Below are 23,598 nucleotides of genomic sequence, written 5' to 3'. Positions count from 1 at the left end.
ATCCCACCAGGAAGAGGCTCAGCACATGAAAACTCAAAGCCCGGATCTCATGCGGCAGATAACGGTCACCGTGAGCTTGGTGGTGTGCATCGTCGGTTCCATGATCGGCGTCGGAGTCTTTGGCGGGACGCCCATCGCGCAGGCAGCCGGCGGAGCGTTGGCCGCCGACTCAACACTTCTGGCGCCCGCCACACCCGCTTTCTCCATCTGGTCCGTGGTGTACACCGGGTTGTTCGCCTTCACGGTGTGGCAATGGCTGCCGTCCCAGCGGGCCAATCCCCGGCAGCGCTCGCTCGGGTGGATCGTTGCTGTGTCCATGATCCTCAACGCCGCCTGGATCCTGTCCGTTCAGGCAGGCCTTCTTCTGGTCAGCGTTGTGGTGATCCTTGCCTTGCTCGTGACGCTGGTGACCGCCTTCCTGCGCTACAGCCAAAGCCGAGCGGATTCCTGGGTTGAAGCTGTTGTTGTTGATGGGACTCTGGGGCTGTACCTGGGCTGGACCAGCGTGGCCGTGTGCGCAAACATTGCAGCGGCGCTCAAGGCTTCCGGCTTCTCCGGGCTGGGCCTGCGTCCCGAAATCTGGTCCGTGGGCGTCCTGGTGGTGGTAGCCGTTGTGGGCGTTTCCTTGGCCATCAAAGGGCACGGCCGGCTGGCACTCGCAGCCGCTATCGCGTGGGGCCTTGTGTGGATCACTGTCGGCCGCAGCGCGGATGCCCCCGAGTCATTCCCCACGGCTATCGCAGCGGCAGTCGCTGCAGCCTTGGTCCTCGGTGCCGCAATTGCAGTGCGGACGCGGACGGTGCTGGCACGACGCTAGCTGGCGCTTTGCCTAATGCCGGGGGGTTTTCCACATAGGAGGATTGCCGTCTTCTGGCGAGCTTTGCTCGCTGGAAGAGTAGCGGGCATGGAGCAGATTGTGGAGGGCGTGGCTACGGATACCGTGGCGCTTCTGCATGCTCCGAAAGCAGAGGGCGGCCCGCGTGAGCCACGGATTTCGGACCTGATCTCCCTGCTGGGCTCCATCCGTCTGAGCACTGAAGATGGTGGGTTGATCGATCAGATCCACGGACTGGAAAACCTGAAATCGGCGATTGTTGCTCTGCAGGCCCGGGCGGCTGTGGCTTTTGATCTTGCTCAGCGGGTTGAGCAGGCCGAGGCTGGTGTTCCTGCGGCTGAGCGTGGCCAAGGGGTGGGTGCGCAGGTGGCGTTGGCGCGTCGGGAATCCCCGAATCGTGGGTCGCGGTTGTTGGGTTTGGCTAAGGCTTTGGTGGTGGAGATGCCGCGGACGTTGGCGGCGTTGCAGGCCGGGCTGTTGAATGAGTGGCGGGCCACGCTGCTGGTGAAGGAGACGGCCTGCCTGAGTGTTGAGGATCGGGCTGCGGTTGATGAGGAACTCGCCGCGGATACGGGGACTTTTGATGGGAAGGGCGACAGGGCGATTGTGGCGGCGGCGAAGGCTGCTGCGTATCGTCGTGATCCGCGGTCGGTGGCGGGGCGTGCTGCCCGTGCGGCGTCTGAGCGGATGGTGAGTTTGCGTCCGGCGCCGGACACCATGACGTATTTGACGGCGCTGTTGCCGGTGGCCCAGGGTGTGGCGGTCTATAAAGCACTGACCCAAGCGGCTGATTCGGCCCGTTCCAGCGGTGACGCTGGTTCGGGTGGTGCTTCCGGTTCAGGTAGTGCTGTCCCGACCCGCGGCCAGGTCATGGCCGACACCCTCGTCGAACGCATCACCGGGACCCCGGGCGGGTTTTCGGGAATCAACCTGGATCTGGTCATGACGGACCGGACCCTGTTCCAGGGCGATAGTGAACCGGCACGGCTTCGAGGGTACGGGATCGTCCCGGCGGAATGGGCACGGGAGCTCCTCCGACTGGGGCAAGCCGTAAACTCACGGCCGGCAGCCAACTCCGGACGGGCAAACGCCGGGCGGGCAAACGCCGGAAAAGCAACTGCGGGGCGGGCACCCGCCGGACGGGATCAGGCGCAGGCGGCGCAACCATTGCCTGATAAGGAATTCGATGTGTGGCTTCGTCGGCTTTACACGGCGCCGGGTACGGGTGAGTTGCTTGCTACGGATTCGAAGGCCCGGCTTTTCACCGGCCAGCTGAGGCGGTTCATCGAGACCCGGGACCACACGTGCCGGACGCCGTATTGTGATGCGCCCATCCGGCATATTGACCATGTGGTGTCCTGGCATTCCGGCGGGAAAACGAACCCCGCGAACGGTGCAGGGCTATGCGAAGCCTGCAACCACACCAAAGAACACCCCGGGTGGACCGCCACAACGGGTACTTCGGGAACATCGGAAGATACGGGCACCACCGGCGCTACGGGCAGTACGATCACCGGCGAGATTCACACCATGGAAGTTGGTACTCCCACCGGTCACCGCTACCGATCGAAGCCTCCGCCACTCCCCGGTCATCGGGCGGGACCAACAAAGCATTCGGCCCCAACCTAGCCACGATCAGCGCCGCGGGTACCTCTGGTGGGCCTCCGAGACCTTCGTCAGCGACGGCGCGGATACCTTCGTCAACTACGGCGCGCAGGCGTCCTTCAGGGCCTGAACCGACTCCGCCGGCACTTCGTCTCCGGCCTCCGCGATCTGGTTCAACGGCGTCGTGATTTCTGCGGGAACGCCGGCAGCGCTTGCGGCCGAGACCAAGCCGGCCAGTACCTGCTTGTCTTGAACGCTGACCAAGCCATCCTGGACCACGGCGCAGACCTGCTTGGTTACTTCATCGGCGGCTGCCGATGCCACCTTGGACGCAGCGTCGCTGGCAGCGGTTGTCGCAGCTTCCTCCACAGCGCCGCAGCCGACCAGCAGCAACAACAGGGGGACGGCGGACAGAGCTGCGAGGCGACGGGTCATACGTCCAGCCTAGCAACCGAACTGCGCTGGACTAACCGCATGTCATTTCACAATGAGATCCTTGACCGGCCCTTCGTGCAGAGCCAGGTAGACGTCGTCCCGAATCTGATTGGCCTCAGAATCGGTCATTGTCCTGCCAAGAGGGCGCAGTACCAGCCGTATCAGGGCGTTAGCCTGCCCGGCACGGATGCGAAGCCGGTGCCGCGCTGCCGCCGGAAGCTGGTTACAGGTGGTCAAAGCCAGTAACTCGACGCTTTCCAAGTCATTGGCCCGGCCCGCCAAGACTGTCCGGACCCTGTCGCCAAGCAGTTCTGCGTCCACATCCTCCGCTACCACAATGGACAAATCCCTGCGGATGGATGGCATATGGGACACCGATTTCCACGGGGACAGTTGATAGGTCCATCATCTGCCGTTGAATCCGCGCATCGGCGGAGCTGAGCAACCTGATGTCCGGAACGCCCTTGCGAAGCATGAGTGCACGGTCCAGTCCCATCCCAAGGGCAAGCCCGGACCAAGCGCCAGGATCCAAACCGGCATCGAGGAAAAGTTGAGGCGCCATGAGCCCGCATTCGGCCAGCTCAAGCCACTCATTGTTCATCCTGACATCAATCTGCATGCCTTCCTTGGTATAGGGATGGGTGGCCGGGACAGCACGCCATTGGGCGGCGGGAAGCACGGCATCCACCAAGGAATTAATCATTTCCTTCAGGTGCCTGGAGTCCAGCGTCTTTGTGGAGCAGACCCGCCAGAGGTCCACCTGATGCGGCGTTCCTACGTGGGTTCGGTCAATGGAGTCGCGCCGGTAGACCAAGCCCGGAATGACCCACAGCTCGTCCAATAGCTCCTCCGGATCCAATGAGCGCAGCAGGGATGGGATGGAAGCGGAGGTGTGGCTGCGCAGCATGACGGTGAGGCTGATGTAACGGGAGTACCTTTGATCGCGAGTGACATCGGCGGCGCTGAATCCCAGCCGGTCATAATTGTCGGCCACGCTGACCAGCGGGCTGTGACGCACCATCCTTGCTGGCACATCCCAGTGTTGGCGCAGGTTCTGCACCACGCCGCCCAGGAGGGACTGCATTGCGTGTGGGCCGTGATCGGGGTTGGAGAGATCCCTGACGCTCAAGGCATCGTGAAGCTCTAAGGGGGTGAGATAAGAGGGCATTGCGGGTCCTTGGTTTGGAACGGAAGGGGGCATTCCTCCCCCGACTCACTCCAGTGCCAGGACCTAGGCGCGCGCCAACCAGCCCTCGCGACCGGAGACCGGTCGGGGGCAAGTAAATCGGCGCATGGAGAGCATGGGCTGACTATACCCGCCTACTGCGCGCTTGGACAGGAAACGTGACTGGACAGAAAACGAGACTGGACAGGAAGCCTGACGCCCTCACCAGGGACTACCTGTTGATCGGGTGGTCCAGGGCAATGCTGATGGTCTGGCCGGGCACCAACTCCCCGGTGGGGGCATCCGTCAGCTCGTACCAGGATCCCGCGCCGCCAGTAAGCGGCCAGTTGGCAGAACGAATGTCCACAACACTGAAGCGGAAGGCCACCTGGCTCTCCGTGTCTCCCGCCGCCGTCGTGTAGGTCAGCGGTGTGCCGTCAGCGTCAGCGGTGAAGCTTCCCCGCGCTCCCTCGATGGGCATCTCCCCCGGTATCAAGCGGATCCTGGTGCCGGCAGGGATGGGGTTTGCAGCCGAAAGGGCTGGGTTGTACATCAGCAATTGCTCGGTGGTGGACCGGAATTTGTAGCCGAGGCTGTCGAAAGAGTCGCCGTCCACGGTTGTATAAAAGATCGGCTGCCCGAACGAATTGTAGACCGCTTCGCCAGTGCCGGACCTGCTGTCCACAGGGTTTCTCTGCAATTGGATCAGGCGCCCGGTCTGCATGAAATAGCTGTTGCCTTGCTCGTGGACGTAAGGGACCTTGTTTGCTTCCGCCAACTGTTTCCCGGTGATTCCAAACCTGTAGGCGATTCCGGCCAGGGTGTCGTCCTCCACAATCCGGTAGCTGGTGGGAATGCCATTCGCATCCTCGGTGGCCTCTCCGCTTGCCCCGACGACCGGACCTGATGCCGGAATCAGGCGGAGTTTGGTTCCCGGCCGTAGCGCCGTTCCAATGGCGAGCTCGTTGAATTGCAGGATCTTCCCCGTGGAGAGGTCAAAGGCCTCTGCTACATCCGTCAGAGTGTCGCCGTCCACCGCAGTATAAAAGTTCACATTCCCAAAGGAGTCGGTGACCTTGGCACCCGTGAGGGGGCCTTTTTCGACGGCGGCAGGAACCGCGGTTGCTGAGGGTACCGGTGTGGGCGCGGCCTCCGTGGACTGCGGCGTTGAGCAGGAAACCAGCCCGGTAGTGATCACTACCGCGAGCAGGACGGACCGAACGGCAAACTTCATTACTTCCCCCAAAAAGCCCCGCGTTACCGCGAGTGTATGTCCCAGCAGATATTGCTGGTTCCACTATGCCACCCACCTATGCTTGACGGATGGGAGAAAAGCCAGTGGACCATGTGGCGTTGGCCGTCTGCATGATCGATATTTCGTCTGACATCCGGCGCAAGTCGCTCAACGAAACAGGCATCCGCCCCATCTCCAACGGAGTGCTTGAGATCCTCCGGGTTGTTGAAAGCCACCCTGGCGTCACGGTGGCGGAGGTGGCCACCCGTTTGGGTCGTCAACTGAGCAATGTGAGCATGCAGTTGCGTGAGCTGGTGGCCTCCGGCCTCGTAACCCGGGTCAAAGATGCAGCAGACAAGCGCTACGTCTCCCTCCACCCCACGGACGAATCCAGGCGCATCAAATCGCTTTTGGAAGGCGCCTGGGCCGATGCGCTGACGAAAGCCAGCGAGCGCCTCTCCCCTGAAGAACGGGATCAGATCGCGGCCAGCCTGCCTGCGCTGGAGCGGCTGGCCTCTTTCCTGGCGGAACCCGAAAAGGCGCCGGACCAGGCCCGGCCCCCGGCTTCTGAACACCACTAGGACGAACGTCACTCCTTCGCCGCTTACATAGACACCCTCAAGTACTTATACTTTCATAAGTATTACTACTGATGGGAATGGGTGACGCGTGGCATCACGACTACTCGAAACGTCCGGCTCCCCGAGCCTGACCGGCGAGGGGAACAACAACAACAAAAAGGGCATAGGTTGGCGGGCCCTGCCTTTCCTGGCCCTCGCCCAGTTCATGGTTGTCCTGGACGGCACCATCGTGAATTTGGCGCTGCCCCGCCTCCAGATGGAGATGGGCATCAGCGACTCCACGCGGGCATGGGTGGTTACCGCCTACGCCTTGGTCTTCGGTGCTTTCCTGCTGCTCGGTGGCCGGATCTCGGACTTCTGGGGACGGAAGCGAACCTTCATCACAGCCTCAGCCGGTTTCGCGGTGGCCTCGCTGGTGGGCGGACTCGCGCAGCAGCCATGGGAGTTGATCGGCGCACGGGCACTGCAGGGCGTCTTTGCCGCGTTGCTCGCCCCGGCAGCACTGGCGCTTTTGACGGTCGCCTTCCCGGGCGGCAAGGATCGCGGCACCGCGTTCGCTGTTTTCGGTTCCATCAGCGGCATTGGCGCGGCCGCGGGCGTGCTGCTGGGCGGGTTCCTTACCGAGTTCGTTTCGTGGCGCTGGTGCTTCTTCGTCAACGTTCCCATTGCCTTGATCGCCCTCGTTGGCGTTTGGACTTTGGTGAGGGAAAGCAAAGCTGGCGGCTCCACCAAGTACGACTGGCCCGGCGTCGCTCTTGCCGCGTTGGGACTGGGCTCGCTGGTGTATGGATTCGCCAATGCCGAACACGGTTGGGCCGCAATCGAGTCCTGGGGCTTCATAGCGCTGGGCGTAGTTCTGCTGGTCCTGTTCGTCGCCGTCGAACGCAAGGTCAAGAACCCGCTGCTGCCGTTGCGCGTGGCCACCGAACGCAACCGCGCCGCCGCCTTCCTGGCATCATTCCTGGCCGGAGCGGTCCTCATTGGTGGCATCCTGTTCATCAACTTCTACCTCCAGATCGTCCTGGGGTTCGCTCCGTTTGCTGCCGGAATTGCATCCCTGCCCATGACCGTGGTGCTGATTATCACCGCCGGCCTGGTTGCGAAGAACCTGCCCAAACTGGGAGCGAGAATCCCCAGCGCGCTGGGACCTGTATTCGTGGCTGCAGCAATGATCTGGCTCACGCAGGTCACACCCGAGGGCAGCTACGCCGTCAACATGCTCCCCGCGCTGATTCTCATGGGCGTCGGGCTGGGAATGGTCTTCGTTCCCATGCAGAACCTGGCACTCTTCGGGGTGGACAAGGACGACGCCGGAGTGGCGAGCGCACTGGTCAACGCTTCACAGCAGATTGGCGGCTCACTGGGCATCGCGCTCTTCAGCACCATCGCGGCCGCGGCCACCGCTGCAGCCGGCGGCAGGACACTGAACGCGCTGACCGCGGGCTACTCGCTCGTGTTCCTGTGGGCATCGGCTGTGGCCATACTGATCACCCCCATCGCTTTGCTTCTCATCAGGATCGACCGCAAAACCTTCAGCGGCAGCGGGGACACCCCGCACGTCCACCTCGGATAACCGCGCAAGTGCCGCCCACCCCTCCGGATTGGGCGGCACTTTTGCAAGGAGCGCCAAAGCATAAATCACGACGACGGTTCCGCCGCGTAATGATTGACATGACATAACTCACATTCTGTAAGCTAATTTCATAGTCACGCAGCCGGCTTCCTCAGTACTCATCAGGGAGGTCCGCATGGCCCCCAATTCCCTCAAGTCAGAACTACTCCTGGCCCATGGCGTCGCAACATCGGCGGCCAGCGTTGCTCGACGACGAGCAGCCGCAAACCATGGAAGCCACGCAGTAGCCAACAAACCCGATGCCCTCCTTGGAGCCATAGCCGTCAGGCAGTTGTTTCACCGCTGGCCGCTGGTACCGTCCCGCGAACTGGAACGGATCCGCCACGTCCTCCTGCACTGCGATCAACTGGGCTCTCCCGACACCCACCATCTGTCCGAGCCTGCCCAGGCGCTGCTGGAGTTGATCAACTGTGAGTTGGAACGGCGTCGAAACGCTGCCGCTCCGCAACGGACCCCGGAGGCGAAGATGCCTGCGAACGCTCCGCAACGGGGCGCCGCTTAGATGGCCGGCCATTTTGAGCTGTTTGAAGAATCCGGAGGTGATTGCCGGGTCCGCCTCGTCGATGGTGACGGAACGGAACTTGCTCTCTCCATCTGCTTCCAGGACAAGGACTCAGCAGCCAAAGCCATCTACTCGCTACGGGAGATCGCGGCGAGCGGGCTGATTGAGGACCACACGTCGCGGACGTCCTGACACGGCAGCCGTCTGTGCCTGGATGCGCCTACGGAACAACAGCGACGACGTCGATCTCCACCAGGAAATCGCCCAGAAACGAACCCACCGTGGTGCGCGCCGGGTAAGGGGCCACCACATACTGCTCGTAAATGGCGTTGAAGCCATCAAAGTCCCTGCCCGGGTGATGCAGGTGCACTGTCGCCTTCACTACGTGGGAGAAGTCCAAACCGTGGGCGCCCAGAACCTGGCTCAGGTTCTTCATGGCCTGAATGGTCTGCTCCTCGATGGTGATCCCAACGCGCTCGCCTGTTGCGGGATGATGGGGCGTTTGTCCTGCCGAAAAAAGGAATCCGTTGGCCACCACAGCCTGCGAATAGGGGCCGGCCGGGCTGGGTGCAAGGTCTGTAGTGACTTGATGTCGGGTCATGGTGATCAATACCTTTCGGGGTGTCTTTGACGTTTCTTTTTGGGATGCCACGGGTGCGGACGGCTGCTACAAAACCTTGGACAGGAAAGCCTTGGTGCGCTCATGCCGGGGGCTGCCCAGTACTTGCTCGGGCGGACCGCTTTCCACCACCACGCCGCCGTCCATGAACACCACTTGATCGGCCACCTGGCGGGCAAAACCGAGCTCATGGGTTACCACAACCATGGTCATGCCGGCCTCAGCCAGTGATTTCATGACGTCCAGGACCTCGCCAACCAGTTCGGGGTCCAGAGCGGATGTGGGCTCATCGAAGAGCATCAGCTTGGGCTTCATGGCCAGCGCCCTGGCGATCGCGATCCGCTGCTGCTGCCCGCCGGAGAGTTCCTGCGGGTAGGAGTGGCCGCGGTTGCCCAGGCCAACCCGGTCCAAGAGGGTCTGGGCCTCGGCAACAACTTCCTTGCGGGGACGTCCAAGCACGTGCACGGGTGCTTCAATGATGTTCTCCAGCACAGTCATGTGCGGGAAAAGGTTGAAGCGCTGGAAAACCATGCCTGCGTTGAGCCTTGAGCGGGCAGTCTGGCGTTCCTTCATCTCATAGAGCTTCCCGTTGCGTTCGGTGTAACCCACCAGGTGCTCATCGACGTAGAGCCGGCCGGCGTCCACTTTTTCAAGGTGATTGATGCAGCGCAGGAAGGTGGTCTTGCCGGAACCGGACGGGCCAATCAGGCACGTCACCGATCCCTTCTCAACCCTGAGGTCAATGCCTTTCAGGATTTCGATCACGCCGAAGTTTTTCCGGACTCCCCGGGCTTCCACCATGGCGGTAGTCATCATACTGTCCTTGTCTTAGGCTTGCGGAGGCGTCGCGGTGCTGAGTCGAAACCGCGCCCGTACCTGCGTTCAAGTTTGTTTTGGAAGAAGCTCAGAATGCTGGTCATCAGCAGGTACCAGAGGCTGGCCACAATCAGCAGCGGAATGGTTTGGTAGTTGTTCGCATAGATGATCTGGGCGGAGTACAGCAGGTCCGAGATCGCCAGGACACTCACTAGGGACGTGCCCTTCAGCATGGAAATGACCTGGTTGCCAGTGGGCGGAAGCACCACGCGCATGGCCTGGGGCAGGATCACCCGGTTCATCAGCTTGCCACCGCTCATGCCCAAAGCACGGGCAGCATCGTACTGGCCCTTGTCCACGGACCCGATGCCCCCACGGATGATCTCTGCCATATAGGCGGCTTCGTTCAAAGACAAACCCAGAAGCGCTGCGCCCAAGGGGGAAATCAGGACGTTGGCGGAGCCCAGAACCATGGACGGTCCCCCAAAGGGAAGGCCGAAGGCAATCACCGGGTAGAGGGCCGCAATGTTGTACCAGAAAATCAGCTGGACCAGCAGTGGCGTTCCCCGGAAGAACCAGATGTAGCCGCGGCTGATGGTGCTCAGGATCGGGTTGTCGGAGAGACGCATGATCGCCAGCAAAGTGCCCAGCGCAATACCTACGGTCATGGACACCACGGTCAACAGGAGCGTCAGCCCGGCGCCGGCAAGAATCTGCGGCGCGAAAAGGTAGGACAACACAACGTCCCACCGGTACCGTTCGTTCACTGCAACATCCCAGGCTGCGCCCAGCGCCACCAGAATGAGGACAATCGCCAAGGCCAAACGGACCGGGTGCTTCAGCGGCACCACGGGGATCGAATCACCAGCAGCTGTGGCCGGTTCCTTGGTGTCAGGCGTTAATGGTTGCTTATGCATAGCCGTCACCTCTTTCATTACCGGGATCCCCTACTGGGCAAAATTGACGCGGGCGTCGGTGACGGCACTGGATTCAAGTCCGTACTTGCCCAGAACCTTGACGTAGGACTCGCTCTTGATCACCGCATCCAGCGCGGCGGATACAGCCTTCACCAAGCCGGAATCCTTGGGCACCCCAACGCCTACAGGCGCAAACTCGAACGAGGTTGCAACCTCAATCTGCGGGTTCTGGGTTGCTGCGTAATCCAGGATGGGCGAGTCGGCCAGCACTGCCTCCAAGCGTCCGCTGGTCAGTGCCGAGATGGCCTGCCGGGTGTCCTGGAATTCACTCTTCTGAATCGAGTCCTTGCCCGCAGCCACGCACGCCTCGTCATAGAGGGGGACGTTCACGGTCAGCTGGTAGGAGCCAGTCAGGAGGCCTACCTTCTTCCCGCACAGGGCGTTCTCATCCTTGATGCCCGCGGGGTTGCCCTTCGGGACGGCGATCGCGTTGCCAACCTGCAGGTAGTCAACAAAGTCCAGGACCTCCATGCGCTTTTCCGTAGGCGTCATGGAGGAGACAGTCATGTCATAACGGTCTGCGGCGAGCCCGGGAATAATCGAGTCGAAGTTGGCCACCTGAATGTCCACTTCAACACCAAGGGCTTCACCAATGAGACGGGCCACGTCCGGGTTGGTGCCGGTCATTTCCTGAGTGCCTTCCCGGTAAAACTGCGTCGGCGGCTCATTGGTGGGAATGGCAACCCGCAACACTTTGGAGGCCTTGATGGACTCCGGGAGAAGATCGACGGCGGCCTGGTTGACTTCCAGCGCAGGAACCCCGGTGCCCGGTCCGGCAGCGTCGCCGGACGGGTTCGACGTCGATGCGTTGCCGGCAGGGCTGCAAGCCGTCACGGACAGCAACAGTGCTGCCGTAACAACCAGCGCGGGTACGCCGGGCCTGGCGCGTTGGCTGCCGGGTATGCATTTCACGGGTAACTTCCTCATCAGGGGGTCCTCATTTCTTCAAAGCCCAAAGGGGCCTCAGGGATAACGGTGGGATCGGTACGGTTGAACGCTTCATTGCGGTGCCGGAGCAAACCCCGGCCTTCGGTACGCAGTTCCTCAATGGTGGATACTCCAAGGAGCATCATGGTGCGGGTCATTTCTGCCCGGAACAATTTCAGGACGTGGGCAACGCCGGCTTCGCTGGCGGCAGCCAGCCCGTACAGGTACGGCCGGCCGATGGAGCAGGCGTCCGCACCCAGAGCCAATGCCTTGACGACGTCGGAGCCCCGGCGGATGCCGCCGTCGACGATGATTTCCATGCGGCCAGAGGTCCTTTCCACGATGTCCCCAAGGACATCCAACGGTGCAGCCATGTGGTCCAGCTGCCGTCCGCCGTGGTTGCTGACCTGAATGGCATCTATCCCAATAGCCGCTGCAAGTGCGGCATCGTTGGGGTTGACCACTCCTTTCAGGATGATCGGACCGTTCCAACGCTCACGCAGATCGCGGATATCGTCCCAGTCAGTAGGTTCATAGGCTCCCGCCAGCAGCGTCCGCCACATGTCCGGAGAGCTGGCCAAAGGACCCTCGGGAACCTCCGCGTCCAGGTTGGGGAAAGCGATGGCGTCATTGGCCAGGAACCCCAAAGCCCATGAGGGGTGCAACATTCCCTCAACAACGGTCTTCGGCTTGATGGAAGGTGGCGCTGTGAAGCCGTTGCGGTAGTCGCGCTCGCGGTGACCGATTGCCCGGCAGTCCACGTTGACCAACAGGGCTTCGTAGCCTGCGTTGGACACCCTGTCCAGAACTGCCTGCAGGAGGCCCTTGTCCGAGGTGGGCTCCAGGTTGAACCACCGGCGCAGTCCCGGTGCGGCCGCACTCACGTCCTCCATGGTGGTAGTGCTGAGGTGCGCCAGCCCGTACGGAATACCGGCAGCGAGCGCGGCGCGGGCAACAGCGGACTCACCTTGGGGGTGGAACAGCCTGGTCCCGCCGGTGGGAGAGAGCGTCACGGGCATGGAAACGGGGCCGCCCAGAAGCATTGAGCTGAGCTCGAGGTTGTCCACGGAGCCCCATTTGGGGAGGAAGGACCAATCATCAAAAGAGGACCGGTTGCGGCGCAGTGAAACCTCGTCTTCGCCGCCGCCTTCAATGTATTCGAAGATGCTCTTGGGGAGGCGTTTGGCTGCAAGCTTTCGCATGTCTTCGATGCTGTAGCAGCTGCGTGAGAGTCGTTCCGGGACGGATCGGGCCGGCCCCTGCACCGAGGCGAGCGCCTTGATGTCCTTGAGTTTCATGGTGTGTCCTCTACGTTCTGCTGGGGTTACCCGCCCAGCTCCTGTCCCAATAGTGACCTAGATCTCTCCCGCTCTATATGTGAATTCCTCTACAAGATGCCTCAACTGCTTGTGATAACGTCCAGCTATGGACACAGCAGCGTCGCTTCCAGAGGCCCAACAGGCGGAACTTTCCCAATCAGGAATGCAGCAATCCACGGTGCGCTTGTCCGACTGCATCCAGCTCATGCAGGCAGATCTGGTCCACGCCAACCCCACACCGGAGAACCTGGGGCATCCGGTCTCCGACGTCCTGATGTACGATCCCCTGGACAACTGGTCCAGCGTTGACAACCGCATCATCCTTGCCGTGGGCTGCACGTACGGATCCCCTGATTTTGATCAGCTGCTCCACAGGGCAGCCAACAGCAACGCGGCGGCAGTGATCGTTAAAGCCCACGGCGCCAAAATGGAGCAGTTGCGTTCGGCAGCAGTGGGATACAGCCTCTCTGTGCTGGTGGCACCGGACAATGCCGACTGGACGCGGCTGGTGGCTTTGGCCCGTGCCTCAGTGATGGGTGCGGCGGCGGATTCCGTGTCCGGCGTACGCCTTGGAGACCTCTACGCCTTCGCCAATGCAGCAGCATCCATCACCAACGGCGCGGCGAGCATTGTGGATCCCCTCGGCCGCATCCTTGGCTACTCCACGCTCCCGGGCCAACCCATTGATGAACTCCGCCGCATCACTACCCTCACTCTGCAGGAAACCACCCAACCGGCCTTCGATCAGGACTTCAGGATTGTCTACGCCGCACCTGGGGCGGTGATGGTCCCGGCGCTGGACGACGGCATGGCCCGCCTTGCGCTGGCCGTCCGCGCTGGAGGTGAGCTGCTGGGTTCCATCTGGATCATTGACCCTGGCGAGGAAAAACGCGCCACGGCGTTGAACGCCCTGGACAGGATGGCGCCTTTGGCCGGGCTGCACATGCTCCATGCCCGCTCTGCCTCCGACTTCGGAGAACGACGCAATGCAGACCTCATCCGCACCTTGATGGAGGACACCCCGCATGCCTCGTTCGCGGCTGCCCAACTGGGGCTGGATACGGCCAACGGACTGGCCGTGGCAGCTTTTTCCATAGTGCGGCCGGAGACCGGGAGCCTGGAATCCGTGCGTGACATCCACCGGCTGCTGCATTTGGTGACCACAGTGTGCAACGTGCAGTTTGGAACCAGCCACAGCGCACTGATCGGATCAGTGGTTTATGCGCTGCTGCCCTGCAACGGGGCGTCCCCACGAGCCGTGCACGGGCGCATCATCCAGGAAATCGAGGCGTACTCGCACACCATCAGCCCATTCCCTGTGATTGCAACAGTGGGCGGTATTGCCTCCGACATTGAAAACCTGCCCCGGTCCAGGTCCGAGGCCATCCAAACTTTGCACTACCTGCGGAAGAAAGTGCAGGGCGTGGGAAAAGTGCAGGGCGTGGCACTCTACGAGGACTTCCAAATCCCGCTGAACCTCTTGAAAATTGGTGGGTTCATTGAGGACAACGGGATGGGCGGCGCGGATGAGATCGCCAGGATCCAAGCCCGGGATGCTGAGCAGCAAACCGATTACCTGGAGACCCTCCGCGCCTACCTTGCCTCCAACGGAAACATCTCAGCCATGGCAGCCCAACTCCATGTACACAACAACACCGTCCGGTACCGCGTGACCCGCCTGGCCGGGGATTTCAACCTGGACCTGGCGGATCCGCAGAAACGGCTGTGGTTGTGGCTGCGCCTGACCACCATGGACCTCGCGTCCAAGTAAGAAACTCCCGTGGTGACCTACCGGATGATCGGAAGTCCCGCCGTCGGGAAGACGCTGGGGAAGATCGACGGGGGCGGGACGGGCACGGTCTCCAGCGGCACCGTTACCGTGTCCGTCCCCACAGTGACCTCATCACCACGGACATCGACGGGCAGCGGCTGGTCACTGTAGTCCTCCCCGGCGACGAGCGTCAGGGCGATGGAACCCTGGGCGAGATCAACAGCCAACAGGCGTCCCTGCACCTTGAGCCGGAAGGACAGGCCTTCCCATTCCGTGGGGAGGCGGGGATCGAAGCGCAGCACTTCGCCCTGGTCCCGCATACCGGCAAAACCGCACACCAAGGAGCTCCAGATACCGCCGGTGGAGGCGATGTGGACGCCGTCGATGGTATTTCCGTGCGAGTTGTCCAGGTCAATGAACAGTGCCTCGGTGAAGTGCTGCAATGCGACGTCGCCGTATCCAACCTCGGCCGCCATGATGCCCTGCACGCAAGCGGAAAGGGTGGAGTCACCGGTGGTGATGGGATCGTAGAAGTCGAAGGCGCGCTGCTTTTCCTCGGCGGTGAAGTCCTGCCACTGGAGGAACATCGCCAGCACGGTGTCGGCCTGCTTGAGGACCTGGTGCCGGTAGATCACCAGAGGGTGGAAGTTCAGCAGCAACGGGTACTTGGACTTGGGGGTGTTCCAGTCCCAAGGCTCCAGCGTCATGAAGTCGTTGTCCTGGCTGAAGACCTGGAGGTGGGGGTCGTAGGGAAGGGACATCCGCTCAGCCGCCTGCCGCCACACCATGCGTTCCGTCTCGGCGATACCTTCGTGTTCCAGGGCGGCAGCGGCACGCAGATTGAAGCGTGCCATGACGTTGGTATAGAGGTTGTCATTGACCACAGCCGTGTATTCATCCGGTCCGGTGACGCCGTGGATGTGGAACAGTCCGTCTTTGCCGAAGAAGCCCAGCGAGGCCCACATGCGTGCTGTCTCAATGAGGAGATCGGCGCCGAGTTCGGCGTTGAAGCTCTGATCACCACTGGCCCACTGGTAACGGTTTGCCGCAAAGGCGATGGCGGCGGCTATGTGGAACTGGGCGGTCCCAGCCGCGTAGTAGGCGCTTGCTTCCAAGCCGTTAATGGTCCGCCATGGGAACAGGGCCCCGTCCACACTGAGTTCTTTGGCACGGACCCGGGCGTCGGGAAGCATCGCGTGCCGCGACTCCAGCACCTTCCTGGCACCGCAGGGGTTGGTATAGGTCAGGTACGGGAGGAGGTAGACCTCCTGATCCCAGAAATAGTGGCCCTCGTAGCCCGAACCGCTCACACCCTTGGCCGGGATACCCGCCACGCCGGCGCGGGCGGTGGCCTGCGCCAACTGGAACAGACCCCACCGCACGGCCTGCTGCATCTCCGGCTGGCCGCCGATGTAAATATCTGCCGTGGTCCAGTATTGCTCGTAGTGTGCCTTGCTCTGGGCCAGGATCTCTCCGAAGGACACCAGGTTCGCTTCGGCTTCGGCCGCGAGGCTCTCCCCGCGGTCTTCGGCGTCCGAGGAGCCGGCCACCACATAGCTGACCGACTTCTCCAAACGGAAAGTATCGCCGTCGTGAATGGCCAGAACGTAGCGGACGGACGAGTCGTCCTCAGCCACCAACGTCTCAAACGGTTGGCCTTCGGCGGAAATCCAGTGGTCTACCGCCATGGCCACGCGCTGGCGGGACTCGGAGGTCTCCCAAGCGAGGCGAAGCGAGCCGTCCGCACCGTGGAGGTGCAGCGGCAGCAGAACCCGGCCCGCGTGCCGGCCGGAGCGGCGCGGGTCATGGACCGAGTGGTCCTCTACAGGCTGGTCCTGGCGGTTCACGACGCCGGAAGTGATGTCCGCGGACACGTCCCGGTCAGCTGTCAGCGACAGTTCCAAGCCAAGACATCCGCGGGCATCGAAGCCCACCGCGCGTCGCTCAGCCGTGGTGACGGTAGCCCCGGAGCGGCATGCCCACGTAATGGTTTCCTCGTAGATGCCCGTGGAAAAATCCACGCTGCGGTGGTAATCCAGCACGGTGGATTCGGCCAGGCTCAGAGCTTCACCGTCGATGGAAACGGTGAAATTATTGGCGTCCGGCACGTAGACGATCCTCTGGCCGGTCCGGGCAAAACCGTAGGCATTCTCGGCGTGCTTGATGTCCCAGATCTCATGGAAACCGTTAATGAACGTGCCGGGAAGCTCGCCGTCGCCCGCCGTGGAATGAGAGCCACGGATGCCGAGGTGTCCGTTGCCAAGCGCGAACAGCGTTTCCAGCGTTCCCTCGTCACCGGGGACGTGAATATTCTCCACGAGCTTCCAGGGCTCGCAGGGGAAGCGAAGCCGATCGGAGCTGATGAGTGCCATGGGCTGTTGAAGTCCTTCTAAAAAGTAGGGTTAGAGAAGATCGTTGAGGTCGTCCACCACCAGCGTGGCGCCGGCGTCCAGCAGGGTTTGGCGGCCTGCTCCGCGGTCCACGCCAATCACGGCGTAAAAATTCGCGCCGGCTCCGGCTTGGACGCCGGACACTGCATCTTCAACCACGATGCATTCCTCCACGGGTACGCCCAGGAGGCTTGCTCCGTAGACGTAGGTGGCCGGGTCCGGCTTACCGGGAAGTCCGACGCCGGCAGCCACCTGGCCGTCGACCACCACCTCGAAGTGGTGGTCAAGGCCTGCGGCCTTCAGTACCGCGGGGGCGTTGCGGGATGAGGACACCACCGCCACTTTCAATCCCAGCTCTACGGCCGCATTGATGAACTTGACCGAACCCTCGTACGGCTCAACACCGCGGGAGTTCACAATCTCATTGAAAATGGCGTTCTTCCGGTTGCCCAGGCCCTGCACCGTTCCGCTGTCCGGGTGATCATTCACGGGGCCTTCGGGCAGAGTGATTCCGCGGGAGCCCAGGAAATCCCGAACGCCATCAAAGCGCGGCTTCCCATCAATATGGTCGAAGTAGTCGCTCTCCTGGTAGCCCTGGGGGTGACCGGCCTCGGACAGGTAGCCATCGAAAAGTTCCTGCCACGCCTGCTCATGCACCACGGCAGTGGGCGTCAGCACGCCGTCGAGGTCGAACAACAGCGCGGAAGCGCCGGTCCAGGCATTACGAAGATCAGTCATGTGCATTGTTCCGTTCAGCGCTTGTGGCGCGTGGTCTTGCGTTCGATGAGCTTGGTATCGAGCAGGTGGTTGGAGGGTTGATGGGGGAATTCAGTATTCAGCAGGCGTTCACACAGCAGGTTTGCTGCGAAGGCGCCTTGGTCGGCAACGGGTTGCGCCACGGTGCTCAGGCCAAGGAACCAACTCATGGGGTGATCGTCTATCCCGATCACTGACACGTTCTTGGGCACGGAAAGGCCGTGTTCGCGGAGCGCCGTCAAGGCACCGAACGCGGCCTCATCGCAGTGCGCGAACACTGCTGTGGGCCTACCGCCGCGGGTCATGAGTTCAGTCATGGCCCGCCTGCCGTCCTCGATGCTTGGCCCGGTTCCCACCACAAGGTCCGGGTGGACGGTGAGGTGGTGTTCATCCAGAGCACGCCTGAAGCCGCGGAACCGTGGAGTCTCAGTCACAACGGGGTGTTCATCGCTCGAGAGAACGGCCAAGTTCCAATGGCCCAGCCCCAGCAGGTGTTGGGTAGCCTGCCAGGCCGCGTGTTCGTCATCGATACCTACATTGTCCCACGGAACATTTCCCATGCCCACGCTGGCTACAGCCAGCCCGCAGGATTCCAACGCTTCCACCTCTTGTGGCGTGAGGTCAACATTAAGCAGAAGCAGCCCATCCACTCTTTGCGGGAGGTTTTCTAGGTCCGCAAAGAACTTTTGCCTCACACCGGCCTTGTTGCGAAGGCAAATCAACACTGTGTCATAGCCGCTGTCGGCGAAGACTTCTTCTGCGGCTTCCACAGCCTGCGCAAAAAACCACGCTGTAGCTGTGGGGGCAACGATTGCCACCGAGCCCGTGCTGCCACCGGCGAGCCTGGACGCAGCAGCTGAGGCCTTATAGCCAAGTTTGCTGGCGGCTTCGGTCACTTGTTGCTGAGCCTTGTCAGAAACGTTGGGGAGATTTCTCAAGGCCCGTGACACCGTGCAAATGGACAGTCCGGACAGGACGGCCACGTCCTGGATTGTCACCCTGTGAGTCCTAACCATGCAACACGGCCTCAACCCTTTCCATCCTCGACTGACGCCTTGGCGCGTGCCCCTCGCCGGGCACCAGCCAAAAGTGTAAGCGCTTACAATTTTGTCATTCAATAGAGTGCACTCGAAGGCCAAATTGTGACGCGAATCTCACTAAGGGCTTGATTTCAAGCGGTGGATGTCTTCTAATTCAAGGCTCTGGTCCCGATACTCAAGGCCCAAGCACGTAGTACTTCAGGAAGGCGCTGACGTCCACCAGCTCGGGCGGCTCAATCCGGTGACCCATCCCCGGATAAGTCCGCGCCGTCAGGGCGACGTTGGCGTTCAGCCACTCCTCGGTGTGGGCTATGGCGTCCTCATTGATCACCGGATCCGCTTTGTCCCGCCCCCAAAAGAAGGGTGGAGGGGTGTCAAAGGACTCGCTCAGGGCCAGGAGATCGTTGTCCAGGACAAAGCCGGACAGACCCACCGTTGCCTTGAATGCATGGGGTCGCAGGCGAAGGAGGGTACTTGCCATGGCCATGCCCTGCGAGTATCCCAGCAGACTGACGCTGCTGTGATTGTCCTTGACGGAGTTGATCCAGTTGAACACCGAATTTGTGGACGCAATGACGTCCGAGAAGTCGTTGGTCAGGAAGTAGTCCAGCAGGAACCAGCCGTAGTCATCGCCAATGACTTTTGGGCCGCGCAGAGCCGCGCAGCTGAACTCCCCGGGCAGGTGCGGAAACAGGTTCACCATCCGCTGCTCACTGGTGCCGTAACCGTGCATCATCACCAGCAAAGGAGTGCCCTTTCGCTGGTTTTCGGGCTTTGACCACACCACTGATTCCATGGGCACGAGCCTAGTAGACCGCGCCCATGACTCCGTAGACTGTGGCCATGACTCCGCAGGAACTGGCCAACCTGGCCCATCTACGGCGCGCCCGCGATTTCATTGACCGCGAATATGCGCGCCCCTTGGATGTGCCCACCATGGCCGCCGGTGCGTTGATGTCCCCCGCGCATTTCTCCCGCCAGTTCAAGGCCGCCTACGGCGAATCGCCCTACAACTACCTCATGACCCGGCGGATAGAACGGGCCATGGCCCTGCTCAGGGCAGGAACCTCCGTCACGGACGCCTGCATGGAAGTCGGCTGTACCTCGTTGGGATCCTTCAGCAGCCGGTTCACCGAGATCGTAGGCATCAACCCCAGCGAATACCGCGCCCGCGAGCACCACGCCGTCAAGGCCATGCCCAGCTGCATCGCCAAACAGCACACTCGTCCGGAAAGAACGGCCAGCAGGAACTTGAGCAGGATTGAAGAAGCGCCCGCGTCATAGCTGCCATAGCGTGTGATGCATGAACATTTCACTGAAGTACGCACACGTCACCGTCAACGATCTCGATGAGTCGCTCGCCTTCTACCGGGACGCCATGGGCTTTGAAGTCCGGAACGACGTCGGCTCCGACGGCCAGCGCTGGGTCACCATCGGCAGCGACGCCCAACCCGATCTTGAACTGGTCCTTTCGCCGCCTCACGCCGGACGTTCACAAGCGGACGGCGACGCCATCCAGGAACTCCTGACTAAGGGCGTCATGCCGATGCTCGTGTTCACCACGGACGATCTTGACACCACCTTCGAGAAGCTCCGCGCGTCAGGCGCCGAAGTGCTTCAGGAACCGATCGAGCAGCCGTGGGGACCGCGCGACTGTGCTTTCCGCGACCCCTCCGGCAACATGATCCGCATCAATCAGGGCTGAACAAGACCGTACTTCTCAGCGACTCAAGAGTCCGGCGTCGGTTCGCTCGCCGTAGTTGTGGGTAGAGGCAATGGCGGCAGAGACGACGTCGGACAACCGGCGCCGTTGGCCGTAAGCCTGCCGCTGCAGCCGCTCGCCGGACCCGCGCCGGAGGATGTTCGCCACTCCGCTTCTGGCCAGCGCGAGGTCCCCCGATGCCGTGAGGGCGCCACGGATGTGCCGGAGCAGCGCGCCGGCTACATCAGCCGCAGGATAGGGTGCCTGCTCCATTGGGTGCAGGAGTTGGTTGTTGACCCCGAAGCGGCTGGCTTTCCAGTTGGCCATGCGGATCACCGGAGTCAGAATGTCCGACGGCGGCTCCCCCTTGCGCCATTGGCTCGCCGACGTTTCCACCAGGGCACGCGCGATGACGGCAATGGTCAGGGCGTCTTCGGCATAAAGGCAGACGTCGGCGATCCGGAGCTCCACGGTTGGGTGCCCGCGGGAAAGGCGGGCGTCGAAATAGATCATGCCTTCATCCAGTGGCACCCCCGTGGAAAGCAACTCTTCCAACACGGCTTTGTACCCCTCAGCCGAGCCAAAAACGTCCATGGGGCCGGCGGTGGGCCACCGGTTCCAGATCTGGGTCCGGTAGCTGGCGAATCCGGTGTCCGCTCCCATCCAGAACGGGGAGTTGGCACTCAACGCCAGCAGGACCGGCAGCCAATGACGCATCCGGTCCAACACTGCCACGCCCTCATCCGGGGACTCTATGGACACGTGGACGTGGAAGCCGCAGGTGAGTTGCTCACGGGAAATCAAGCCGAATTCCTCGCCCATGGTGGCGTAGCGCCGGTTGCCCGCGGTGGGTGTGGCATGAAAAACAGGGGGCGTGGCCAACGCGGCAACGCGTGCACCCACCGCCCGGGCGGCGGAATCGGCCAGCTCCCGGCCCGCCCGGATCTCGGCGCGGAGTTCCTTCGCGGTCCTGCAAGGACGGGAGTTGACCTCAATCTGTTCCTGCTTGAACTCGGACTTCAGAGCAGGGCCTGCGCCATCTTCAGCTTCGGTCGGCGCCACCGCATCCAAGAGCCCCGAGGCCAGGGGCAACGGCAGTCCGTCCCCGGGATCAGCGATCAGCAATTCCTCTTCGACGCCGAATGTACGCACAGCCACCCCTCCCCACCGTTTACTTATTTAGAGACGGCAGTCATCCCACGTGGCGTGGAACCTCCATTTGGAAACCGCAACGGCAATGAAGCACCTGGGTCTGCAGATACACCTCAAGCAGGCTGGGACTTTCCGGATCGTCCGTGGTCCGGGGAGCCTCAATAATGCGTTCGGTGGGGCGGCCCAAGGTCATGGGATCCCCGCAATGGGTGCAGCTGAACCAGAGTCCGGCTGCGGATGTGGAGAGAAATTCGCTCTGGATGGCTGGCACCAGGGCATCGAGGCGGACAGCGTGGGCGTAAAACGTATCGCACTCGCTACAGGTGTAGCTGACTTCGACGATCTCCGACTGGTTCGGTGCTGCTTCCACAACTGTCTCAACAAAAATGTAGGAATCGGTATTGCAAACGGAGCACCAAGGGCGCGCTCCGGTATCGGCAGTTGCAGGTGCCCGCCCATCTGCAGGCTGCGGGGCGGGAATCGGGGATCCAAGCGTCATTGCCATTCTCCTTTTACTCCTTCAAGGAGCCTGCATGGAGGCACGCTGTGAGCCGGCCGAAGAAGGCCACGGCTAAAAAGGTGCAGTTCTTGGACCATCTCGGATGGTTCCAACTCATGAGGCTCCAAGGGCTATCTGCTTAACCCAAGTATGAATGTAGTTCACCAGTGGCGGCCGTCACAAGTGATGAGGCTGCTGATGATTCCCTGGCCAGCGGGCCTTAGGCTTCGAAATGGGCCACGGGCGCTTGCTTGGCCACCGTCTTGACGAGGGATTCCGCAACATCCCGCAGCTTCTGGTTGCGGGTGCTGGAGGCCTTCTTCAGGATCTGGAAAGCTTCCTCCTGCGTACACCGGTTTTGCCCCATAATGATTCCGCTGGCGAGGTCGATCACCGTGCGGGTCTGCATGGCTTCCTGGAGGTCATCGGCATGCTGCTGCTTCACGCCGATCCGCACGGCCAGCCGCAGTGACCGCTCGGCCTGGCTTGCATAGAGTTCGCAATTGCGAATGGTGGACTCATCAAAGGCGTGGGCCTGTGGTGCGAAGAAGTTCAGGGCAGCCGTGGCTCCTTCATCCAATTCCAGGGGCACGCAGAGTGCGGAAAGATGCCCACGCTCGGCAATGACAGTGCAGTACTCGCTCCACCGCTCTTCGATGGACGTGTCTGGAACATGCTGGGTACCGTGACTGCGCATGGCCTCCAGGCAGGGACCGTCGCCGTACGCCTGCTGAACTTCATCGATCAGCCGGGCCTCGTGGGTGCTTCCGGCCACCGTTGCAGTGCGTCGGCGACGACTAAGGGTGATGCCGCAGAGCACATCCATGCCGACGGCCTGTGACACGGCGGAAGCCGAGAATACGGCCAGTTCGTGCAGGAAACCACCCACGTCCTCGCTGTCTATCACCAGGTCCTGCAGTTGCTCAGGCACCGAAACATCGTCAGGCGCAGAGACAGCATCAGGCGCCGCAAAATCAACGTTCATTTCGTCCATGCCTCATTTTACGGTGGCCCGGAGCCTGCTGGTCACCCTTTTGGCGACGGAATCAGAATCCTTGCATCTGTGGTGCACCTATGTGCACAATCATCGTATAGTCCCCATCACAGGACCCAGGCTTTCCAGCTCATGCAGACGGGCTTCCCGCATTTTTTGATGCAGAGGTACAGACCCATGCCGGCTCAGCCAGCGTCCAGAGTCCCGGACGAAGCACATCAACCGCCAGACGAACCATTGTGGTGCTCGCGCTGCAACACGGACCAGCACCTTCTGGTGAATTCAATCCAGTCGCACTACCCGCCCGCGCCCAACATGGTGAACGTTTCCTACGAATGCCATGCCTGCAAGTACTCCTACGACCACGTGGCCTCGGTCCGACGAGTGGCTGCGGTCCTGAACCGCCCCGGCGTCCCCCAGGGCGTGCTCCAGTTCGGCGGGCAATATCTGCACTGCGGGGAGCCGATGAAAACCAAAAGCTGCGAGTTGCGCAGGTTTCAGGCACCCCTGGTGCTGACTCCGGGTGCGCAGCTGCGGATGTACGAAGTACTGATCAACACACGCATCCTCGGATGTCATTGCGGATTCCGCATGGAAATCCCGGATTAGGACCGGGACGCCTTGAGGAGACCAGGTGGCCGAGGAG

Annotated in this window: 26 protein-coding genes; 10 read left to right on the top strand and 16 right to left on the bottom strand. The window is 61.8% G+C overall.

What is annotated here, in order from left to right:
- The first annotated feature begins 25 nt into the window (after positions 1-25).
- Complete coding sequence (locus ABI796_RS01725; protein ID WP_141286266.1) at positions 26-817, top strand: tryptophan-rich sensory protein; 792 nt, start codon at positions 26-28, stop codon at positions 815-817.
- Positions 818-904: 87 nt separating this feature from the next.
- Positions 905-2,464, top strand: a complete 1,560-nt coding sequence (locus tag ABI796_RS01720) for an HNH endonuclease signature motif containing protein (RefSeq protein ID WP_303446692.1) — start codon at positions 905-907, stop codon at positions 2,462-2,464.
- A gap of 75 nt (positions 2,465-2,539) precedes the next feature.
- Here the strand turns inward: ABI796_RS01720 and ABI796_RS01715 are convergent, their stop codons facing one another.
- The 4 genes from ABI796_RS01715 to ABI796_RS01700 form a co-directional block, all read right to left on the bottom strand.
- Positions 2,540-2,875, bottom strand: a complete 336-nt coding sequence (locus tag ABI796_RS01715) for a hypothetical protein (protein ID WP_141283473.1) — start codon at positions 2,873-2,875, stop codon at positions 2,540-2,542.
- 42 nt (positions 2,876-2,917) lie between these two features.
- Positions 2,918-3,112 (bottom strand): hypothetical protein, encoded by a 195-nt coding sequence (locus tag ABI796_RS01710; RefSeq protein ID WP_246095777.1) that lies wholly within the window; start codon positions 3,110-3,112, stop codon positions 2,918-2,920.
- Between the two features lie 25 nt (positions 3,113-3,137).
- Complete coding sequence (locus ABI796_RS01705) at positions 3,138-4,043, bottom strand: hypothetical protein (RefSeq protein WP_246095776.1); 906 nt, start codon at positions 4,041-4,043, stop codon at positions 3,138-3,140.
- Between the two features lie 229 nt (positions 4,044-4,272).
- A complete protein-coding gene (locus ABI796_RS01700; RefSeq protein WP_141283472.1) occupies positions 4,273-5,274 on the bottom strand; it encodes a LysM peptidoglycan-binding domain-containing protein in 1,002 nt (333 codons plus the stop codon).
- An 89-nt stretch (positions 5,275-5,363) separates the two neighbouring features.
- On the opposite strand from ABI796_RS01700, the gene ABI796_RS01695 reads away from it, so the two are divergent.
- The 4 genes from ABI796_RS01695 to ABI796_RS01680 all read left to right on the top strand — a co-directional run bounded on the left by ABI796_RS01695 (position 5,364) and on the right by ABI796_RS01680 (position 8,182).
- Positions 5,364-5,855, top strand: a complete 492-nt coding sequence (locus tag ABI796_RS01695) for a MarR family winged helix-turn-helix transcriptional regulator (RefSeq protein WP_141283471.1) — start codon at positions 5,364-5,366, stop codon at positions 5,853-5,855.
- 88 nt (positions 5,856-5,943) lie between these two features.
- Positions 5,944-7,428, top strand: coding sequence for an MFS transporter (locus tag ABI796_RS01690; protein WP_141283470.1), 1,485 nt, complete (start codon positions 5,944-5,946; stop codon positions 7,426-7,428).
- 175 nt (positions 7,429-7,603) lie between these two features.
- Positions 7,604-7,990, top strand: a complete 387-nt coding sequence (locus tag ABI796_RS01685; RefSeq protein ID WP_141283469.1) for a hypothetical protein — start codon at positions 7,604-7,606, stop codon at positions 7,988-7,990.
- Positions 7,991-8,182, top strand: coding sequence for a hypothetical protein (locus tag ABI796_RS01680; RefSeq protein WP_141283468.1), 192 nt, complete (start codon positions 7,991-7,993; stop codon positions 8,180-8,182).
- Between the two features lie 28 nt (positions 8,183-8,210).
- Here the strand turns inward: ABI796_RS01680 and ABI796_RS01675 are convergent, their stop codons facing one another.
- The 5 genes from ABI796_RS01675 to ABI796_RS01655 all read right to left on the bottom strand — a co-directional run bounded on the left by ABI796_RS01675 (position 8,211) and on the right by ABI796_RS01655 (position 12,627).
- Positions 8,211-8,591, bottom strand: a complete 381-nt coding sequence (locus ABI796_RS01675) for a RidA family protein (RefSeq protein WP_141283467.1) — start codon at positions 8,589-8,591, stop codon at positions 8,211-8,213.
- Between the two features lie 66 nt (positions 8,592-8,657).
- A complete protein-coding gene (locus ABI796_RS01670) occupies positions 8,658-9,422 on the bottom strand; it encodes an amino acid ABC transporter ATP-binding protein (protein WP_281283980.1) in 765 nt (254 codons plus the stop codon).
- Positions 9,422-10,342, bottom strand: coding sequence for an amino acid ABC transporter permease (locus ABI796_RS01665; protein WP_141283466.1), 921 nt, complete (start codon positions 10,340-10,342; stop codon positions 9,422-9,424). The genes ABI796_RS01670 and ABI796_RS01665 overlap by 1 nt, the downstream gene beginning before the upstream one ends.
- Before the next feature lie 30 nt (positions 10,343-10,372).
- Positions 10,373-11,314, bottom strand: a complete 942-nt coding sequence (locus ABI796_RS01660; protein ID WP_246095775.1) for an ABC transporter substrate-binding protein — start codon at positions 11,312-11,314, stop codon at positions 10,373-10,375.
- Between the two features lie 14 nt (positions 11,315-11,328).
- Positions 11,329-12,627, bottom strand: a complete 1,299-nt coding sequence (locus ABI796_RS01655; protein ID WP_141283464.1) for an alpha-hydroxy acid oxidase — start codon at positions 12,625-12,627, stop codon at positions 11,329-11,331.
- 127 nt (positions 12,628-12,754) lie between these two features.
- Here ABI796_RS01655 and ABI796_RS01650 point away from each other — a divergent pair, with 127 nt between their 5' ends.
- Positions 12,755-14,419 (top strand): CdaR family transcriptional regulator, encoded by a 1,665-nt coding sequence (locus ABI796_RS01650; protein ID WP_246095774.1) that lies wholly within the window; start codon positions 12,755-12,757, stop codon positions 14,417-14,419.
- A 17-nt stretch (positions 14,420-14,436) separates the two neighbouring features.
- Here the strand turns inward: ABI796_RS01650 and ABI796_RS01645 are convergent, their stop codons facing one another.
- From ABI796_RS01645 to ABI796_RS01630, 4 genes are all read right to left on the bottom strand, one after another.
- Positions 14,437-16,791 (bottom strand): glycoside hydrolase family 65 protein, encoded by a 2,355-nt coding sequence (locus tag ABI796_RS01645; protein WP_141283463.1) that lies wholly within the window; start codon positions 16,789-16,791, stop codon positions 14,437-14,439.
- A 30-nt stretch (positions 16,792-16,821) separates the two neighbouring features.
- On the bottom strand, positions 16,822-17,553 hold the full coding sequence (locus ABI796_RS01640) for an HAD family hydrolase (protein WP_141283462.1): 732 nt from the start codon (positions 17,551-17,553) through the stop codon (positions 16,822-16,824).
- 8 nt (positions 17,554-17,561) lie between these two features.
- Positions 17,562-18,563 (bottom strand): LacI family DNA-binding transcriptional regulator, encoded by a 1,002-nt coding sequence (locus tag ABI796_RS01635; protein ID WP_246095773.1) that lies wholly within the window; start codon positions 18,561-18,563, stop codon positions 17,562-17,564.
- Between the two features lie 217 nt (positions 18,564-18,780).
- Positions 18,781-19,401 carry an alpha/beta hydrolase gene (locus tag ABI796_RS01630; RefSeq protein ID WP_141283460.1) on the bottom strand — a complete coding sequence of 207 codons (621 nt, stop codon included), beginning with the start codon at positions 19,399-19,401 and terminating at the stop codon, positions 18,781-18,783.
- 47 nt (positions 19,402-19,448) lie between these two features.
- On the opposite strand from ABI796_RS01630, the gene ABI796_RS01625 reads away from it, so the two are divergent.
- Positions 19,449-19,889: a helix-turn-helix transcriptional regulator gene (locus tag ABI796_RS01625; protein WP_141283459.1), complete on the top strand. Its 441-nt coding sequence runs from the start codon at positions 19,449-19,451 to the stop codon at positions 19,887-19,889.
- A gap of 19 nt (positions 19,890-19,908) precedes the next feature.
- Positions 19,909-20,310 carry a VOC family protein gene (locus ABI796_RS01620; protein WP_141283458.1) on the top strand — a complete coding sequence of 134 codons (402 nt, stop codon included), beginning with the start codon at positions 19,909-19,911 and terminating at the stop codon, positions 20,308-20,310.
- A 15-nt stretch (positions 20,311-20,325) separates the two neighbouring features.
- Here ABI796_RS01620 and ABI796_RS01615 read toward each other — a convergent pair whose 3' ends face one another.
- From ABI796_RS01615 to ABI796_RS01605, 3 genes are all read right to left on the bottom strand, one after another.
- Positions 20,326-21,465, bottom strand: a complete 1,140-nt coding sequence (locus tag ABI796_RS01615) for a glutamate--cysteine ligase (RefSeq protein WP_141283457.1) — start codon at positions 21,463-21,465, stop codon at positions 20,326-20,328.
- A gap of 34 nt (positions 21,466-21,499) precedes the next feature.
- Positions 21,500-21,958, bottom strand: a complete 459-nt coding sequence (locus ABI796_RS01610) for a hypothetical protein (RefSeq protein ID WP_141283456.1) — start codon at positions 21,956-21,958, stop codon at positions 21,500-21,502.
- A 220-nt stretch (positions 21,959-22,178) separates the two neighbouring features.
- Positions 22,179-22,952, bottom strand: a complete 774-nt coding sequence (locus tag ABI796_RS01605; protein WP_141283455.1) for a GAF and ANTAR domain-containing protein — start codon at positions 22,950-22,952, stop codon at positions 22,179-22,181.
- A 276-nt stretch (positions 22,953-23,228) separates the two neighbouring features.
- Between ABI796_RS01605 and ABI796_RS01600 the strand changes: the two genes are divergently transcribed.
- On the top strand, positions 23,229-23,561 hold the full coding sequence (locus ABI796_RS01600; protein ID WP_246095772.1) for a hypothetical protein: 333 nt from the start codon (positions 23,229-23,231) through the stop codon (positions 23,559-23,561).
- The last annotated feature ends 37 nt before the right edge of the window (positions 23,562-23,598 follow it).

Origin of the sequence: Paenarthrobacter aurescens (assembly GCF_041549525.1) — a bacterium.
Classification (GTDB): Bacteria; Actinomycetota; Actinomycetes; order Actinomycetales; family Micrococcaceae; genus Arthrobacter; species Arthrobacter aurescens.
This window is presented reverse-complemented; position numbering and strand designations above follow the sequence as displayed.